Genomic DNA, 17,525 nt, shown 5'->3' with positions numbered 1-17,525 from the left:
CGTATCCTGCGCAGATTGTGGTTGAGGGCATGTTATGATGTCGCCAAATCACACGAGAGAAGTTATTTATGACTTGGAAAATACAAGCAATTAGCGGTGAATTTACTGGCCAAGAAATTAGTATCGACCGTGATATGTTGGTGGGGCGTCATCAAAGTGCAGATTTGGTGCTGCAATCGGCAGAAATTTCACGTAAACATGCGGCTTTTTTACTTAAAGAACAAGCGCTGTATGTGCAAGATTTAAATTCTTCCAACGGCACTTTTGTAAATGATTTACGCATTGCCGATGAAACCTTACTTAAAGAAGGTGATATCGTCCAATTTGCTAGCTTAAAGTTTTCGGTACTTGCGCCTGCGGTTGAATTGGAACATGCGGCAGATGTCGCCGAAACTGCTGAAAAAGTCACAGCACAAACAGAAAAAACACCTGCACAGCAAATGAATGAGCAGGGAATGCCTGAATTGAATCAACGTGACAGTTCTGTTCAATTAAACCGAGATGGTATGCCGCAAGGCGTGGCAGTACCAAAACCAGCACCTATTCCAGAAGGCGTGGATATTCATGCAGTTCCAGCAGAGCCAACACCTGTGTCTGTCGAGCAGCCTGTTTCTCGTGTGGAACAAGAGAAAGAACAGAAAAAAAATGCTTCTGTTGGCTTGATTTCACTGATTGTCTTGGTGATTTTGGCAGTTTTGGCTTGGCTATTGTTTAAATAAGCAGCCTTTGCTTTACAATCAAGGCATGCGATCGCATGCCTTTGTTCATTTAGGGGGAAGAATGTCTATTGCTCAGCTTGATACACGTCAAGTCATTTTATTTGATTTAGATGGCACTTTGGTCGATTCTGCGACAGATTTATACCGCGCCATGAACATGAGTTTAAATGCACTGCAACTGCCTTTGGTAACACTGGAACAAGTGCGAACTTGGGTGGGGAAGGGAACTGCGGTATTTTGCAATAGTGTCTTATCGCACTTAATGGGCGAAGTTCATCCTGAACAGCAACAACAGCTACTGAACACCTTCTTAGAAATTTATAATGCCGATCCGTGTATCGACACGCAGCCTTTTGCAGGCATTATTGAGTTTTTGGATTGGGCAAAAGCACAGAACAAAACTTTGGTTTGTGTGACCAATAAACCAGAACAACCTGCACGTGCCATTATCGAAGCCTTAGACATGCAAAATTATTTTGATGATGTGATTGGTGGAGACCGTTTTGAAGAGCGTAAACCACACCCGCGTCAATTGCTGCATTGTGTTGAACATTATCAAGTGGAGAAGTCTCAAGTCTTGATGATTGGTGATTCTTCTAATGATGTTGAAGCCGCGCGTCGAGCGGGGATTGATTGTATTGTGGTCAGCTACGGCTATAATCATGGTGAGCCGATTGCCAATTGTCAGCCGCAACAAATTGTGGATAATTTAACTGAATTGTTAAATATTTAAGATTCAAAAATCAAATAATTTTACGCTAATTGCTATAAAGGATATCAATATGAGTCAGGCTGTAATGCCCATATTTCGATGGCGACGCTAGTCAATCTACAACCGTCCTTCACTTCGTCTTATCGAAAACATTGCTACATCGAAATATAGAGAGCTTCACATGACCACTCTGACTCAATTTGAACAACTTAAAGCAGCAGGCTACAACCTCATTCCTGTATATCGCCAGCGTTTGGCCGATACCGAAACTCCATTGTCGGTATTTGCACGTTTGAAGCAGCATCAACAAGCCTATTTGTTTGAGTCTGTAGAAGGTGGTGAAAACTGGGCACGTTATTCAATTATTGGTTTGGGTGAATCTACAGTTTTCTCCTGTAATGCGGGTGAACTCACCATCCAACATGCTGACGGTTCAATCGAAAAACAAACTTGTGCACAGCCGTTTCAGTATATCCGCGATTTTCAAGCGCAATTTAAAGTGCCTACGCAAGCTGACTTGCCTGAATTGCCAAGCTTTACAGGTGGTTTGGTGGGTTATTTTGGTTACGATGCAGTGCGTTATATCGAACCGCGTTTAAAAAACGTGCCTGCAGCAGATCCAGTCGGTTTACCTGATATTTGGATGATGTTGTCTAAAACAGTCATCGTGTTTGATAACTTAAAAGATACCTTGTTCTTAATTGTGCATGCCGATGCAGCGCAGGCAGATGCTTATGACAAGGCACAACAACAACTCGATGCACTAGAAGAAATTTTAGCAACCCCGATTAGTCTAAAAGCAGAAAAACATACGCCACCACATTTTGAATCGCTTACAGGCAAAGAAAAATTCTTGGCGACCATTGATACCGTCAAAGAATACATTCGTGCAGGCGATGTTATGCAAGTGGTGCCTGGACATCGCATGGTGTCAGATTTTGATGGTGAGCCGTTACAGGTTTATCGTGCTTTGCGCCATCTCAACCCATCGCCGTACTTATTCTTGGTACAAGGCAAAACTTTGGGCGATGATCAGCCGTTTCATATTGTCGGCTCATCACCTGAAATTTTATCGCGTTTGGAAAATGGTATTGCCACTGTGCGTCCTTTAGCAGGTACACGCCCGCGCGGTAAAACCAAAGAAGAAGATTTGGCACTTGAGCAAGATTTGTTGTCGGATGAAAAAGAAATTGCCGAACACTTAATGCTGATTGACTTGGGGCGTAATGATGTCGGGCGTATCGCCAAAATTGGTAAAGTACAAGTGACTGATCAAATGGTGATCGAGCGTTATTCGCATGTCATGCATATTGTGTCCAATGTGCAAGGTGAAGTGCGTGACGATGTCGATGCTTTGGATGTTTTTCAGGCAACTTTCCCTGCAGGGACACTTTCGGGTGCACCAAAAATTCGTGCCATGGAAATTATTGATGAAGTTGAGCCTGTAAAACGTGGTGTTTTTGGTGGTGCTGTTGGTTATTTAGGCTGGCATGGCGAAATGGACATGTCGATTGCGATTCGTACCTGTGTTATTCGTCAAAATAAGGTCTATGTGCAGGCAGGCGCAGGTCTAGTTGCGGACTCAAATCCTGAATCTGAATGGAATGAAACCCAAATAAAAGCTCGCGCAGTGATCAAAGCGGTTGAATTATCATCAAATGGATTGATTTTATGAGTTTTTAGCGTTTTTTTTGAAAAAAACACTTGCACGGATTTCAAGTTTTGCTAAACTGCACACCGTTCCGATACGAAACGTACGAAACACTAAGAAACGCCGGCATAGCTCAGTTGGTAGAGCAACTGACTTGTAATCAGTAGGTCCACAGTTCGAATCCGTGTGCCGGCACCATCTTAGGGAGTTTGAGTTGTTAAGTAAAGAACGAACACTGAGTAAGTGTGAAAATGGTGGGATTCCCGAGCGGTCAAAGGGAGCAGACTGTAACTCTGCCGCGTAAGCTTCGAAGGTTCGAATCCTTCTCCCACCACCATTAACTTCGATAGAAGTGGTAATTACCAACATAGATGCGGGAGTAGCTCAGTTGGTAGAGCGGCAGCCTTCCAAGCTGCATGTCGCGAGTTCGATCCTCGTCTCCCGCTCCATCGAAGGATTTGTCGCTCTTATAGCTCAGTGGTAGAGCACTCCCTTGGTAAGGGAGAGGTCTCGAGTTCAAATCTCGATAAGAGCTCCAGATACAGTTTAGCGATTATTCGCACAAGATTTTCAAAAAGCAGGCTTATTAGTCTGCTTTTCAAGTATTAGGTGTCTAGTTTTTTAGGCGATATGTCGGGGCAGAGTTTTACTCAGCATTGTGTTCGACGTAAACGAGGAAGATGAACATGGCTAAGGCTAAGTTTGAACGTAATAAGCCACACGTTAACGTGGGCACAATCGGTCACGTTGACCATGGTAAAACAACTTTAACAGCTGCGATTGCTACAGTATGTGCACGTAAGTTTGGTGGTGAAGCGAAAGATTACGCTGCTATCGACTCTGCACCAGAAGAAAAAGCACGTGGTATTACAATTAATACTTCTCACGTAGAATACGACTCTCCAACTCGTCACTACGCGCACGTAGACTGCCCAGGTCACGCCGACTATGTTAAAAACATGATCACTGGTGCTGCTCAGATGGATGGTGCGATCCTTGTTTGTTCAGCGACTGATGGTCCAATGCCACAAACTCGTGAACACATCCTTCTTTCTCGTCAGGTAGGTGTACCTTACATCATCGTATTCTTAAACAAATGCGATATCGTAGACGACGAAGAGTTAATCGAATTAGTTGAAATGGAAGTTCGTGAACTTCTTTCTACTTACGACTTCCCAGGCGACGACACTCCAGTAATCCGTGGTTCAGCACTTGCTGCACTTAACGGTGAATCAGGTCAATATGGCGAAGATGCTGTAGTTGCTCTTGTTGAAGCGCTTGATACTTACATCCCAGAGCCAGTACGTGCAATCGATCAAGCATTCTTAATGCCAATCGAAGACGTATTCTCTATTTCTGGTCGTGGTACAGTAGTAACTGGCCGTGTAGAAACTGGTATCGTGAAAGTAAGCGAAGAAGTTGAAATCGTTGGTATCAAAGACACAGTTAAAACAACTGTAACTGGCGTAGAAATGTTCCGTAAACTTCTTGACGAAGGTCGTGCGGGCGAGAACTGTGGTGTTCTTTTACGTGGTACTAAGCGTGAAGACGTACAACGTGGTCAAGTACTTGCTAAGCCAGGTACAATCAAGCCACACACTAAATTCGATGCGGAAGTATACGTACTTTCTAAAGAAGAGGGTGGTCGTCACACTCCATTCCTTAACGGTTACCGTCCACAATTCTATTTCCGTACAACTGATGTAACTGGTGCAATCCAGTTGAAAGAAGGCGTTGAAATGGTAATGCCAGGTGACAACGTTGAAATGTCAGTAGAATTAATCCACCCAATCGCAATGGACCCAGGTCTACGTTTTGCGATCCGTGAAGGTGGTCGTACTGTAGGTGCGGGTGTTGTTGCTAAAGTAACAGCATAATTATAGAATGTGTTAAACAGGTCGAGAGCTTTGGCTCTCGTTCTGTTTTGTAGGTCAGTAGTTCAATTGGTAGAGCGTCGGTCTCCAAAACCGAATGTTGGGGGTTCGAGTCCCTCCTGGCCTGCCACTTTTTTTAAAAAAGCTTGATGTCGGCTAATCTAGTCATATAATAAGTCGCGAATTCTACGACGAGTACAAAAATGTCGAATGATAAATCGCGTGACGCATTAAGCGACGCGCCAATCCCTCAAAGAAATAATTCTGCTGAAGTTGTTCAATCGAGTTCTCCATTAGACTACGTGTTGTGGGGTATCGCTTTGATTTTATTCATCGCTTCGATGATGGTGAATCAGCATCTTCCTGCGTATTGGGCACCAGCCAATGATATTTGGGTGCGTGTTGGGGTAATTTTGGCTTGTATCGTTGTGGCTTTAGGTTTATTATACGCCACCCATCAAGGCAAAGGCTTTGTTCGTTTGCTTAAAGATTCACGTATTGAGTTACGTCGAGTCACTTGGCCTACTAAACAGGAAACTGTAACAACGTCATGGCATGTATTGATTGTTGTTGTAGTCACTTCAATTGTATTGTGGTGTTTTGACTATTTGTTAGGCTGGGCAATCAAGTTAATTATCGGGTAAAAGAGCTATGAAACGTTGGTACATTATTCATGCCTACTCAGGTTATGAAAAACAAGTGATGCGTTCGCTTAATGATCGAATCCAGCGTAGCGCTGTTGCCGATAGCTTTGGTGAAGTCCTTGTTCCTACCGAAGAAGTGGTAGAAATGAAGGATGGTAAGAAACGTAAGTCAGAGCGTAAGTTCTTTCCAGGCTATGTATTGGTTGAAATGGAAATGAACGATGAAACTTGGCACATTGTTAAAGAGTGTCCAAAAGTTTTAGGTTTTATTGGTGGTACAGCAGAAAAGCCTGCCCCAATTACGCAAAAAGAAGCTGACGCGATTCTTGCACGTGTACGCAATACTGGTGAAGCACCTCGTCCGAAGACGATGTTTGAACCAGGCGAAGAATTACTTGTGATTGATGGTCCATTCACCGACTTTAAAGGCGTGGTGGAAGAAGTTCAATACGAGAAGTCACGTTTAACGTTGACAATTAATGTATTTAATCGACCTACTCAGGTTGAGCTGGAATTTCGTCAAGTCGAAAAATCCGTTTAAGTTTGAGTGGTTGGAAAACGCCCGATTTATGATGAATCGGGCATTGTTGTTGTAACGGTATCGTTACTTAAAATATTGGGGAGCCTAGCGGCGTTTGTACCCAGAGGTAATTTGAAATGGCTAAGAAGATTGACGGCTATATCAAGCTGCAAGTTCCAGCTGGTAAAGCGAATCCATCTCCACCAATTGGTCCTGCATTAGGTCAACGTGGTGTTAACATCATGGCATTCTGTAAAGAATTCAATGCTGCTACACAAAAAGTTGAACCAGGTTTGCCAATTCCTGTAGTGATCACTGTGTACAACGACAAGTCGTTCACATTCATCATGAAAACTCCTCCTGCTGCAATTCTTCTTAAGAAAGCTGCAGGCATTCAAAAGGGTTCAGCTGTACCTAACAAAAACAAAGTTGGTAAGTTGACTCGTGCTCAATTAGAAGAAATCGCGACTACTAAAGAACCAGATTTAACTGGTGCTGATTTAGAAGCACGTGTGCGTACCATTGCTGGTTCTGCACGTTCTATGGGCTTGGATGTGGAGCTATAAGACATGGCAAAGTTAACTAAACGTCAAAAAGCCATTGCTGCTGCTGTAGAAGCAAACAAAGTTTACACTTTGGAAGAAGCAGTTGAAGTTCTAAACAACCTTCCTGCTACTAAATTCAAAGAATCTTTGGATGTTGCGGTAAACCTAGGTGTTGACCCACGTAAATCTGATCAGGTTGTTCGTGGTGCGACTACACTTCCTGCAGGTACTGGTAAAACTGTACGTGTAGCTGTTTTCGCTCAAGGTGCTGCTGCAGAAGCTGCTAAAGCTGAAGGCGCAGACGTAGTTGGTTTCGACGACTTAGCTGAAAGCATTCAAGCGGGTAACCTTGACTTTGACGTTGTGATTGCAGCTCCGGATGCAATGCGCGTAGTAGGTAAGTTGGGTACGATTCTTGGTCCACGTGGCTTAATGCCAAACCCTAAAGTGGGTACTGTAACTCCTGACGTTGCGACTGCAGTTAAAAATGCAAAAGCAGGTCAAGCGCGTTACCGTGTAGACAAAGCGGGTATTATCCACGCTGCGATTGGTCAAGTTGGCTTTACTGCTGAAGCAGTTCGTTCAAACGTTGAAACCTTAGTTGCTGACTTGAAAAAGTTAAAGCCTGCAACTTCTAAAGGCGTATACATCAAAAAGATCACTTTGAGCTCTACTATGGGTCCTGGTCTTGTTATTGATGTACAGAACGTTTCTAACTAAGTCTGACTTAGAAAGAATTTTAAAGTCCTGAAAAGTCTCCTTCTCCCTCTGGGAGAAGGTCGGGATGAGGGTTAAACCTCTCCCTAACCCTCTCCTAGCAGGAGATGGGGACATTCAGGCGGACTTTGAATTGGTAAATGAGAATTTATCAGCGTCAAAGACCTCAGGCGAGAGTAGTTTTATGCTGCTTTCTTAATCTTCCAGCCTGGGTAGACGCGGTGGTGTGATTTATTCCTCCTCCGCGTGTAAGTTCAGCAATGAATTTACGAATTGGGAGTGTGCTTCACGTAAGCACATAAATCACCGTTAGGAGGTTTTACAATGGCTCTTCTTATCGAAGACAAAAAACAGATCGTAGCAGAAGTTAACGAAGTTGCTTCTAAAGCGTTCTCTGCTGTTGTTGCTGACTATCAAGGTATGAGCGTTGAGCAATTAACGGCTCTACGTGTTGAAGCGCGTAAATTAGGTGTTACTACACGTGTTGTACGTAATACTTTGGCTAAACGTGCTTTTCAAGATACGCAATTCACGATCTTGAACGACAACCTTGTTGGCCCAACAATTTTAGCTTTCTCAACTTCTGAAGACGACATGGGTGCAGCTGCACGCTTGTTCGAAGAATTCGCTAAAACGAATAAAGCATTTGAACTTAAAGCTGCTGCATTTGACGGCAAACTTTATCAAGGTGCTGAAGTTAGCGTAATTGCGAATCTTCCGAACCAAGAAAAAGCGCTTACTATGCTTGCAAACGTTCTTCAAGCTCCTATTTCGAAATTGGGTCGCCTTATTACTGCGCTCAAAGAGAAAAACGAGTCAGAAGCTGCATAAGCTTAAATTTATTTCCACACCATTCAATTTCCATTTGGAGTTATTCTCATGGCTTTAACTAACGAAGAAATCTTAAACGCAGTTGCTGAAAAAACTGTTCTTGAACTTGTTGAACTTATCTCTGCTTTTGAAGAGAAATTTAATGTATCAGCTGCTGCTGTTGCTGTTGCTGCTGCTCCAGGCGCTGGCGCTGCTGCTGCAGAAGAGCAATCTGAATTCAACGTTGAGTTGACTTCTTTCGGTGCGAACAAAGTTGCTGTAATTAAAGCAGTTCGTGAAGCTACTGGCCTTGGTCTTAAAGAAGCTAAAGACATCGTTGAAGGCGCTCCTTCAGTGATCAAAGAAGCTGTTTCTAAAGAAGAAGGTGAAGAGCTTAAGAAGAAACTTGAAGAAGCTGGTGCTACAGTTACACTTAAGTAATCTTAAGGGGAGTCGATTTTTTTATAATCGACTCCAAAAAATGGCTGATGGCTCTTGGGTCATCAGCCTTTTTGCGTTACAATTATCGGCTCGATTTTTGTTTGAATGATGGGAAAACCATCGAAAACAATATAAATCAATAAAATCAAACGCTTACCAATATTTTTCCACATTTAAAAATATTGTTAAGCGTTTTAATACCACTAAAAATTGCAGCATTTGTAAAGAGTGGTGGCCATATCGGCCTGCGTAATTCCTTCTAAACCCGTTCTGCAGGCGGGTTTAGTTTACTTTCCGAGGACTCCAGATGGCATACTCATATACCGAAAAGAAACGGATCCGTAAGAATTTTGGTAAATTGCCCCAAGTAATGGATGCACCGTACTTGCTTTCGATTCAAGTCGACTCGTACCGTACTTTCCTTCAAGATGGCAAAACTCCAAAAAGCCGCGAAGATATCGGTCTCCAAGCCGCATTTCGTTCAGTTTTTCCTATAGAAAGTTATTCTGGCAATGCTGCTTTAGAATTTGTTGAGTATAGTCTTGGTAAGCCTGAGTTTGATGTACGTGAGTGTATTCTTCGCGGCTCAACTTATGCGGCACCAATGCGCGTAAAAATTCGTTTGATCATTAAAGATCGTGAAACGAAATCAATCAAAGATGTGCGTGAGCAAGAAGTCTACATGGGCGAAATGCCATTGATGACGGATAACGGTACCTTTGTGATTAACGGTACTGAGCGTGTAATTGTTTCTCAATTACACCGTTCACCAGGCGTGTTCTTTGACCATGATAAAGGTAAGACCCACTCGAGCGGTAAAGTGTTGTATTCAGCACGCATTATTCCTTACCGTGGCTCATGGTTAGACTTTGAATTCGATGCCAAAGACCTCGTTTATGTGCGTATTGACCGTCGTCGTAAATTGCTTGCGACTGTAGTGTTGCGTGCATTGGGCTATAGCAATGAACAAATCCTAGACTTGTTCTTTGAGAAAGTACCTGTCTATTTAGACATGGGTAGCTACCAAATTGACCTTGTCCCAGAACGCTTACGTGGCGAAATGGCACAATTTGACATCACTGATACTGACGGCAAAGTGATTGTTGAGCAAGGTAAACGCATTAATGCGCGTCACGTACGTCAAATGGAAGCAGCTGGTCTTGAGAAGCTTTCAGTTCCTGATGAGTACTTGTACGAACGTATTACTGCAGAAGACATCCAGCTAAAAGATGGCGATGTGATTGCTGCAAACACCTTGTTAAGCCATGAAATCATGGTGAAACTTGCAGAAGGTGGTGTTAAACAATTTAACATCCTATTCACCAATGACATCGACCGTGGTTCGTTCATTGCGGACACCTTACGTGCAGATACAACTGTTGGTCGTGAAGATGCTTTGGTAGAAATCTACAAAGTGATGCGTCCAGGTGAGCCACCGACGAAAGAAGCCGCTGAAAATCTGTTCAATAACTTGTTCTTCTCTTCTGAGCGTTATGATTTATCGCCAGTAGGTCGTATGAAGTTCAACCGTCGTTTGGGTCGTCCTTACGAAGTGGGTACAGATCAGAAATCACGTGAAGTTGAAGGTATTTTGTCTAACGAAGACATTACCGATGTACTTAAAACATTGATCGAAATCCGTAACGGTAAAGGTGAAGTCGACGATATCGACCACTTGGGTAACCGTCGCGTACGTTCAGTGGGCGAGATGACTGAAAACCAATTCCGTGTTGGTTTGGTACGTGTTGAGCGTGCTGTAAAAGAGCGTTTGTCACAAGCTGAAACAGACAACCTGTCTCCGCAAGATTTAATCAATGCGAAGCCAGTGGCTGCTGCAATCAAAGAATTCTTTGGTTCAAGCCAATTGTCTCAGTTCATGGACCAAAACAACCCGTTGTCTGAAATTACCCACAAGCGTCGCGTATCTGCGCTTGGTCCAGGTGGTTTGACACGTGAACGTGCAGGCTTTGAGGTACGTGACGTACACCAAACTCACTATGGTCGTGTGTGTCCAATTGAAACGCCTGAAGGTCCAAACATTGGTTTGATCAACTCGCTTTCTGTTTATGCAAAATGTAATAATTTTGGCTTCTTGGAAACGCCATACCGTAAAGTGGTTGATGGTCGTGTAACCGATGAGGTTGAGTATTTATCTGCAATTGAAGAAGTGGGCACGATCATTGCGCAAGCGGACTCAAGCGTAGACCAAGATGGCAATTTAACAGAAGAATTCGTATCTGTACGTCACCAAGGTGACTTCGTGCGTATGCCGCCAGAGCGCGTGACGCACATGGACGTTTCTGCACAGCAGGTTGTATCTGTAGCAGCATCACTGATTCCATTCCTTGAGCACGATGACGCCAACCGTGCCTTGATGGGATCGAACATGCAACGTCAGGCTGTTCCGACGCTTATCGCTGATAAACCACTTGTGGGTACAGGGATGGAAGCGAACGTAGCACATGACTCAGGTGTATGTGTGATTGCAAACCGTGGTGGTCGTATTGAATATGTCGATGCTTCACGTGTAGTCATTCGTGTGAACGAAGAAGAAATGATCGCGGGTGAAGCAGGTGTAGATATCTACAACCTGATCAAATACACACGTTCAAACCAAAACACTTGTATTAACCAAAAAGTTTTGGTGAAGATGGGTGATAAGGTAGGTCGTGGTGATGTATTGGCTGACGGTCCATCTACAGATGGCGGTGAGCTTGCACTCGGTCAGAACATGCGTGTCGCGTTCATGACTTGGAATGGCTATAACTACGAAGACTCGATCTTGCTTTCTGAGCGTGTACTTCAAGAAGACCGTTTAACTTCGATTCACATTCAAGAATTGTCATGTGTTGCACGTGATACCAAATTGGGTGCGGAAGAAATCACAGCTGATATTCCAAACGTGGGCGAAGCTGCACTGTCTAAACTAGACGAGTCTGGTATCGTTTACATTGGTGCTGAAGTGACTGCAGGCGACATTCTTGTTGGTAAAGTAACGCCTAAGGGTGAAACTCAGTTAACGCCTGAAGAAAAATTGCTTCGTGCAATCTTCGGTGAAAAAGCAGCAGATGTGAAAGATTCATCATTGCGCGTTCCATCAGGTACTAAAGGTACTGTGATTGACGTTCAAGTCTTTACCCGTGATGGTCTAGAAAAAGACGAACGTGCACAAGCGATTGAAAAAGCACAACTTGATGCATACCGCAAAGACTTGAAAGAAGAATACAAAATCTTTGAAGAAGCAGCGCGTGAACGTATTATCCGCTTATTAAAAGGTCAAGAATCTAACGGTGGCGGTACAACTAAACGTGGCGACAAACTTTCTGAAGATGTGTTGTCTGGTTTAGAGTTAGTTGATCTACTTGAAATTCAACCAAGTGATGAAGCAATTGCTGAGCGTTTAACTCAAATTCAAACTTTCTTGAAAGAGAAGAGCTTTGAAATTGATGAGAAATTCGCTGAGAAGAAACGTAAGCTTTCTACAGGCGATGAACTCACTACGGGCGTATTGAAAGTTGTTAAAGTTTACCTTGCTGTTAAACGTCGCATCCAACCGGGTGACAAGATGGCGGGTCGTCACGGTAACAAAGGTGTTGTATCAAACATCTTGCCTGTAGAAGACATGCCACACGATGCTAACGGTGTACCAGTAGATATCGTATTGAACCCGCTAGGCGTACCATCGCGTATGAACGTGGGTCAGATTCTTGAAACACACTTGGGTATGGCAGCCAAAGGTTTGGGTGAGCAAATTGATAAAATGCTCAAACAACAACGCGAAATTGCTGAACTACGTGAGTTCCTAGACAAGATTTATAACAAAGTCGGTGGCGAGCAAGAAGATCTTGACAGCTTAACTGATGATGAAATCTTGGTATTGGCTGGCAACTTACGTGCAGGTGTTCCATTGGCTACTCCTGTATTTGATGGTGCAGAAGAAGGTCAAATTAAAGAATTACTTGAACTGGCTGAATTACCACGTTCAGGTCAAACCGTGTTGTACGATGGTCGTACAGGCGAGAAATTCGACCGTCCAGTGACTGTAGGTTATATGTACATGCTCAAACTCAACCACTTGGTGGATGACAAGATGCACGCGCGTTCTACAGGTTCTTACTCACTTGTAACGCAACAGCCGTTGGGTGGTAAGGCACAATTCGGTGGTCAGCGTTTCGGTGAGATGGAAGTCTGGGCACTTGAAGCATACGGTGCTGCATACACACTTCAAGAAATGCTCACTGTGAAGTCGGATGACGTTGAAGGTCGTACCCGTATCTATAAGAACATTGTAGATGGTAACCATTATATGGACCCAGGTATGCCTGAATCGTTTAACGTATTGACCAAAGAGATCCGTTCTTTAGGTATCAACATTGAACTGAAAAATGGTGACTAAGCATCTCCATTAAATCTCCCTAAATCCCTCTTTATAAAAGAGGGACTTTTCCCCCTTTGAAAAAGGGGGATTAAGGGGGATTAAAACTCAGTTAAAAAACAATATTTGTGACCCAGTTGGGATGTGAAAACAGCCTCCCAGCACACGGAGAAAAAAATTGAAAGACTTGCTCGATATCATGCGCAAAAAGACGGATTCAGACGGTCATGCTCCAGTAGAGTTTGACCGCATCCGTATTGGTCTTGCGTCACCAGAAATGATTAAGTCATGGTCTCACGGTGAAGTTAAAAAGCCAGAAACCATTAACTATCGTACGTTTAAGCCTGAACGTGATGGTTTATTCTGTGCCAAAATTTTTGGTCCAGTAAAAGATTACGAATGCTTGTGTGGTAAATACAAGCGTATGAAATACAAAGGCGTCATTTGTGAAAAATGTGGCGTTGAAGTAACGACTGCAAAAGTTCGTCGTGAGCGTATGGGTCACATCGAACTCGCTTCTCCAGTTGCACACATTTGGTTCTTGAAATCATTACCAAGCCGTATTGGTTTATTACTTGATATGACTTTACGTGATATCGAGCGCGTATTGTATTTCGAATCTTATGTGGTTACTGACCCAGGTATGACGCCATTTGAGAAATATCAACTTCTCAATGACGAAGAATACTTCAATGCTCTAGAAGAGCATGGTGATGAATTCACTGCGAAAATGGGTGCTGAAGCAGTTCAAGACTTGTTAAAAGACATCGATCTTGAAGCTGAAATTGCTCGTTTACGTGAAGAAATTCCACAAACAACTTCAGAAACTAAGCTGAAAAAAGCGTCTAAGCGTTTGAAGTTGATGGAAGCGTTCAAAGAGTCGAACAACAAGCCAGAATGGATGGTGATGAATGTACTGCCTGTACTTCCACCAGATCTTCGTCCGTTGGTTCCACTTGAAGGTGGTCGTTTTGCGACGTCTGACTTGAACGATCTTTATCGTCGTGTGATTAACCGTAACAACCGTTTGAAGCGTCTTCTTGACCTTGCAGCGCCAGACATCATCGTACGTAACGAAAAACGTATGTTACAAGAGTCTGTTGATGCCTTGTTAGATAACGGTCGTCGTGGTCGTGCAATCACAGGTTCAAACAAGCGTCCGCTTAAATCTTTGGCAGATATGATCAAAGGTAAGCAAGGTCGTTTCCGTCAAAACTTACTTGGTAAGCGTGTTGACTATTCAGGTCGTTCGGTGATTACCGTTGGTCCAAACCTACGTTTACACCAGTGCGGTCTTCCGAAGAAAATGGCACTTGAACTGTTCAAGCCATTCATCTTTGCGAAACTACAAGCTTCAGGTCAAGCTACCACCATTAAAGCTGCGAAGAAAATGGTTGAGCGCGAAACCCCAGAAGTTTGGGACGTACTTGCCTCTGTGATTCGTCAACACCCAGTGATGTTGAACCGTGCGCCTACACTTCACCGTTTGGGTCTTCAAGCATTTGAACCGATCCTGATTGAAGGTAAAGCCATCCGTCTACACCCACTCGTTTGTGCTGCGTTTAACGCCGACTTCGACGGTGACCAAATGGCGGTACACGTACCATTAACGCTTGAAGCGCAATTAGAAGCGCGTGCGTTAATGATGTCCACCAACAACATCTTGTCTCCTGCGAACGGTGAACCAATCATCGTACCATCTCAGGACGTGGTGTTGGGCTTGTATTACATCACGCGTGATGCAATCAATGCCAAAGGTGAAGGCATGGTGTTTGCAGATACGCACGAAGTAAACCGTGCACTTGCAACGGGTCAAGTTGACTTACACGCTCGCGTAAAAGCACGTGTACACCAAACCGTAATCAATGAAAATGGTGAGCGTGAGCAACAAACTATTGTTGTAGATACGACACCAGGTCGCTGCTTGCTTTGGGAAGTTGTGCCTGAAGGTTTAAGCTTCGAGCAAATTAACCTAGAGATGAACAAAAAGAACATCTCAAAGTTAATCAACTCTTGCTACCGTAAATTAGGTCTAAAAGACACGGTTATTTTTGCAGACCAATTGATGTACTTGGGCTTCCGTCAAGCGACACGTTCAGGTGTTTCTGTGGGTATGGAAGACATGGTTATTCCACCACAAAAACAAGCAATTATTGAAAAAGCAGAAACTGAAGTTCGTGAAATTGAACAACAGTTCGAGCAAGGCTTCGTAACTGCGGGTGAGCGTTATAACAAAGTGGTCGATATTTGGGCACGTACCAACGACCAAGTTGCTAAAGCGATGATGGACAACTTGTCATTCACAACTGTGAAAAACAAACAGGGTGAAGACGAGAAGCAAAAATCATTCAACTCGATCTACATGATGTCGGATTCAGGTGCGCGTGGTAGTGCGGCACAGATTCGTCAGTTGGCGGGTATGCGTGGTTTGATGGCGAAACCAGATGGTTCGATCATTGAAACGCCAATTAAAGCGAACTTCCGTGAAGGTTTGACGGTACTTCAGTACTTCATTTCAACTCACGGTGCGCGTAAAGGTTTGGCCGATACCGCATTGAAAACAGCGAACTCAGGTTACTTGACACGTCGTTTGGTTGACGTTGCACAAGACTTGGTAATTACTGAGCCAGATTGCGGTACTTATGGCGGTTTAGTGATGACACCATTCATTCAAGGTGGTGATGTCATTGAAAACCTTGGTACGCGTGTATTAGGTCGTGTAACTGCAGAAGATGTGAAGAAAGCGGGTTCAGACGAAGTTATTCTGCCACGTAACACACTCATTGATGAAAAACTTGCTAACTTCTTAGAAGAGCAAGGTGTCGATGAAGTAAAAGTACGTTCAGTGGTATCTTGTGAATCGACCTTTGGTGTATGTGCGAAGTGTTATGGTCGTGACCTAGCACGTGGTCACTTGGTGAATCCAGGTGAATCTGTGGGTGTAATGGCTGCTCAATCGATTGGTGAGCCAGGTACACAGTTAACCATGCGTACATTCCACGTGGGTGGTGCGGCAAGCCGAACTTCTGCAGCCAATAGCGTACAAGTGCGTAACAAAGGTTCAGTACGTTTCCATAACGTGAAAACTGTACAACACGCTAAAGGTCACTTGGTATCTGTTTCACGTTCAGGTGAAATTGGTATTGCCGATGAGTTAGGTCGTGAGCGTGAGCGTTATAAACTGCCATACGGTGCGTCAATCTTGCTCAAAGATGGCGAAGCGGTAGAAGCTGGCGGTATTGTGGCGACTTGGGATCCACACACGCATCCACTTGTGACCGAAGTTGCGGGTAAAATCCGTTTCAGCCAAATTGCTGATGGCGTGACTGCAACCTCGAAAACTGATGATGCAACAGGTATGACCACAGTTGAAATCTTGCCAGTGACTTCACGTCCTGCGTCAGGTAAAGACTTACGTCCTGCTGTGGTATTAGACACTGTGGATGGTGGCGAACAGTTCTACTTCTTGCCACAGAACACGATTCTTTCTGTCCGTGATGGCGAAAATATCGGTGTGGGTGACGTTATTGGTCGTGTACCACAAGAATCTTCACGTACTCGTGATATTACCGGTGGTTTACCACGCGTTGCAGACTTATTTGAAGCACGTAAACCAAAAGAGCATGCGATTCTTGCAGAAGTGTCAGGTATCGTGAGCTTTGGTAAAGAAACCAAAGGTAAGAACCGTTTAGTGATTACACCAGATGATGGCTCTGAGATTTACGAAGAGTTGATTCCAAAATGGCGTAACATCAACGTGTTTGAAGGTGAGCATGTGAACCGTGGTGAAACCATTTCTGATGGTCCACAAAACCCACATGACATCTTACGCTTGAAAGGTGAAGTGGCATTAACCAACTACATCGTGAACGAAGTTCAAGACGTTTACCGCTTACAAGGTGTAAAAATTAACGATAAGCACATTGAAGTCATCGTGCGTCAAATGTTGCGTAAAGTTGAAATCACCGATGGTGGCGATACGAGCTTCATCAAAGGCGAACAAGTGGATTACATTCGCGTGGTACAAGAAAACCAAGCTGTACTTGCACAAAACAAGTTCCCAGCGAAGTTTGAACGTCAATTGATGGGTATCACCAAAGCATCGCTTTCAACAGACTCGTTCATTTCTGCTGCATCGTTCCAGGAAACTACACGTGTGTTAACTGAAGCGGCTGTAACAGGTAAAGAAGATGATTTACGTGGCTTGAAAGAGAACGTTGTTGTGGGTCGTTTGATCCCAGCAGGTACGGGTCTTGCTTACCACTTAGAGCGTCGTCGTCAAGAAGCTGAAGCTGCTGAATTGGCATTAGTGAATGATTTCTCTGATGTAGATCAAGCATTAAGCCAAGCATTTAGCGATGAATTTAACGATCTCTAATTCGTTTTAAAGCATCATTTAAAGACGCCTTTCGAGGCGTCTTTTTTTTGCCAACGTTTTAGTTGCATATTTTGCTTTAATAAAGCCGCAATATTGCATATAGTGAATTAAGAACAATTTAAAAATATCAAGAAAACTA

The 17,525-nt window shown here is 43.7% G+C and carries 12 protein-coding genes and 5 tRNA genes; all 17 read left to right on the top strand.

Features of this window, described 5'->3' with window-relative positions; translation table 11 throughout:
• Nucleotides 1-68: 68 nt before the first annotated feature.
• The 17 genes from FTV52_RS01135 to rpoC all read left to right on the top strand — a co-directional run bounded on the left by FTV52_RS01135 (nucleotide 69) and on the right by rpoC (nucleotide 17,386).
• Complete coding sequence (locus FTV52_RS01135; RefSeq protein WP_179989545.1) at nucleotides 69-719, top strand: FHA domain-containing protein; 651 nt, start codon at nucleotides 69-71, stop codon at nucleotides 717-719.
• Between the two features lie 61 nt (nucleotides 720-780).
• Nucleotides 781-1,452 carry a phosphoglycolate phosphatase gene (locus FTV52_RS01130; protein ID WP_179989543.1) on the top strand — a complete coding sequence of 224 codons (672 nt, stop codon included), beginning with the start codon at nucleotides 781-783 and terminating at the stop codon, nucleotides 1,450-1,452.
• 160 nt (nucleotides 1,453-1,612) lie between these two features.
• Nucleotides 1,613-3,106: an anthranilate synthase component I gene (trpE, locus tag FTV52_RS01125; protein WP_104852931.1), complete on the top strand. Its 1,494-nt coding sequence runs from the start codon at nucleotides 1,613-1,615 to the stop codon at nucleotides 3,104-3,106.
• A 98-nt stretch (nucleotides 3,107-3,204) separates the two neighbouring features.
• Nucleotides 3,205-3,280 (top strand) — tRNA-Thr (locus FTV52_RS01120).
• 55 nt (nucleotides 3,281-3,335) lie between these two features.
• Nucleotides 3,336-3,419: transfer RNA gene (locus FTV52_RS01115), tRNA-Tyr, on the top strand.
• Nucleotides 3,420-3,455: 36 nt separating this feature from the next.
• Nucleotides 3,456-3,531: transfer RNA gene (locus FTV52_RS01110), tRNA-Gly, on the top strand.
• Between the two features lie 14 nt (nucleotides 3,532-3,545).
• A tRNA-Thr gene (locus tag FTV52_RS01105) sits at nucleotides 3,546-3,620 on the top strand.
• Between the two features lie 148 nt (nucleotides 3,621-3,768).
• A complete protein-coding gene (tuf, locus tag FTV52_RS01100; protein ID WP_179989541.1) occupies nucleotides 3,769-4,959 on the top strand; it encodes an elongation factor Tu in 1,191 nt (396 codons plus the stop codon).
• Nucleotides 4,960-5,010: 51 nt separating this feature from the next.
• Nucleotides 5,011-5,086: transfer RNA gene (locus FTV52_RS01095), tRNA-Trp, on the top strand.
• Nucleotides 5,087-5,159: 73 nt separating this feature from the next.
• Nucleotides 5,160-5,600 carry a preprotein translocase subunit SecE gene (secE, locus tag FTV52_RS01090; protein ID WP_004975769.1) on the top strand — a complete coding sequence of 147 codons (441 nt, stop codon included), beginning with the start codon at nucleotides 5,160-5,162 and terminating at the stop codon, nucleotides 5,598-5,600.
• A gap of 7 nt (nucleotides 5,601-5,607) precedes the next feature.
• Nucleotides 5,608-6,141 carry a transcription termination/antitermination protein NusG gene (gene nusG, locus FTV52_RS01085; protein WP_004975770.1) on the top strand — a complete coding sequence of 178 codons (534 nt, stop codon included), beginning with the start codon at nucleotides 5,608-5,610 and terminating at the stop codon, nucleotides 6,139-6,141.
• Between the two features lie 116 nt (nucleotides 6,142-6,257).
• The gene (gene rplK, locus FTV52_RS01080) at nucleotides 6,258-6,686 is read left to right on the top strand and encodes a 50S ribosomal protein L11 (RefSeq protein ID WP_004975771.1); all 429 of its coding nucleotides are present in this window, start codon (nucleotides 6,258-6,260) and stop codon (nucleotides 6,684-6,686) included.
• A gap of 3 nt (nucleotides 6,687-6,689) precedes the next feature.
• Nucleotides 6,690-7,385, top strand: a complete 696-nt coding sequence (gene rplA / locus FTV52_RS01075) for a 50S ribosomal protein L1 (RefSeq protein WP_179989539.1) — start codon at nucleotides 6,690-6,692, stop codon at nucleotides 7,383-7,385.
• A 321-nt stretch (nucleotides 7,386-7,706) separates the two neighbouring features.
• Entirely contained in the window at nucleotides 7,707-8,213 is a 507-nt protein-coding gene (rplJ, locus tag FTV52_RS01070) for a 50S ribosomal protein L10 (protein ID WP_096902333.1), read from the top strand.
• 48 nt (nucleotides 8,214-8,261) lie between these two features.
• Nucleotides 8,262-8,633 (top strand): 50S ribosomal protein L7/L12, encoded by a 372-nt coding sequence (rplL, locus tag FTV52_RS01065; RefSeq protein WP_004975779.1) that lies wholly within the window; start codon nucleotides 8,262-8,264, stop codon nucleotides 8,631-8,633.
• Between the two features lie 307 nt (nucleotides 8,634-8,940).
• Nucleotides 8,941-13,029 carry a DNA-directed RNA polymerase subunit beta gene (gene rpoB, locus FTV52_RS01060; RefSeq protein WP_131260966.1) on the top strand — a complete coding sequence of 1,363 codons (4,089 nt, stop codon included), beginning with the start codon at nucleotides 8,941-8,943 and terminating at the stop codon, nucleotides 13,027-13,029.
• A gap of 157 nt (nucleotides 13,030-13,186) precedes the next feature.
• Nucleotides 13,187-17,386, top strand: a complete 4,200-nt coding sequence (rpoC, locus tag FTV52_RS01055) for a DNA-directed RNA polymerase subunit beta' (RefSeq protein ID WP_096902331.1) — start codon at nucleotides 13,187-13,189, stop codon at nucleotides 17,384-17,386.
• Nucleotides 17,387-17,525 lie beyond the last annotated feature (139 nt).

This window comes from Acinetobacter sp. YH1901141, assembly GCF_013416935.1.
In the GTDB taxonomy this organism is placed as follows: Bacteria; Pseudomonadota; Gammaproteobacteria; order Pseudomonadales; family Moraxellaceae; genus Acinetobacter; species Acinetobacter towneri.
This window is presented reverse-complemented; position numbering and strand designations above follow the sequence as displayed.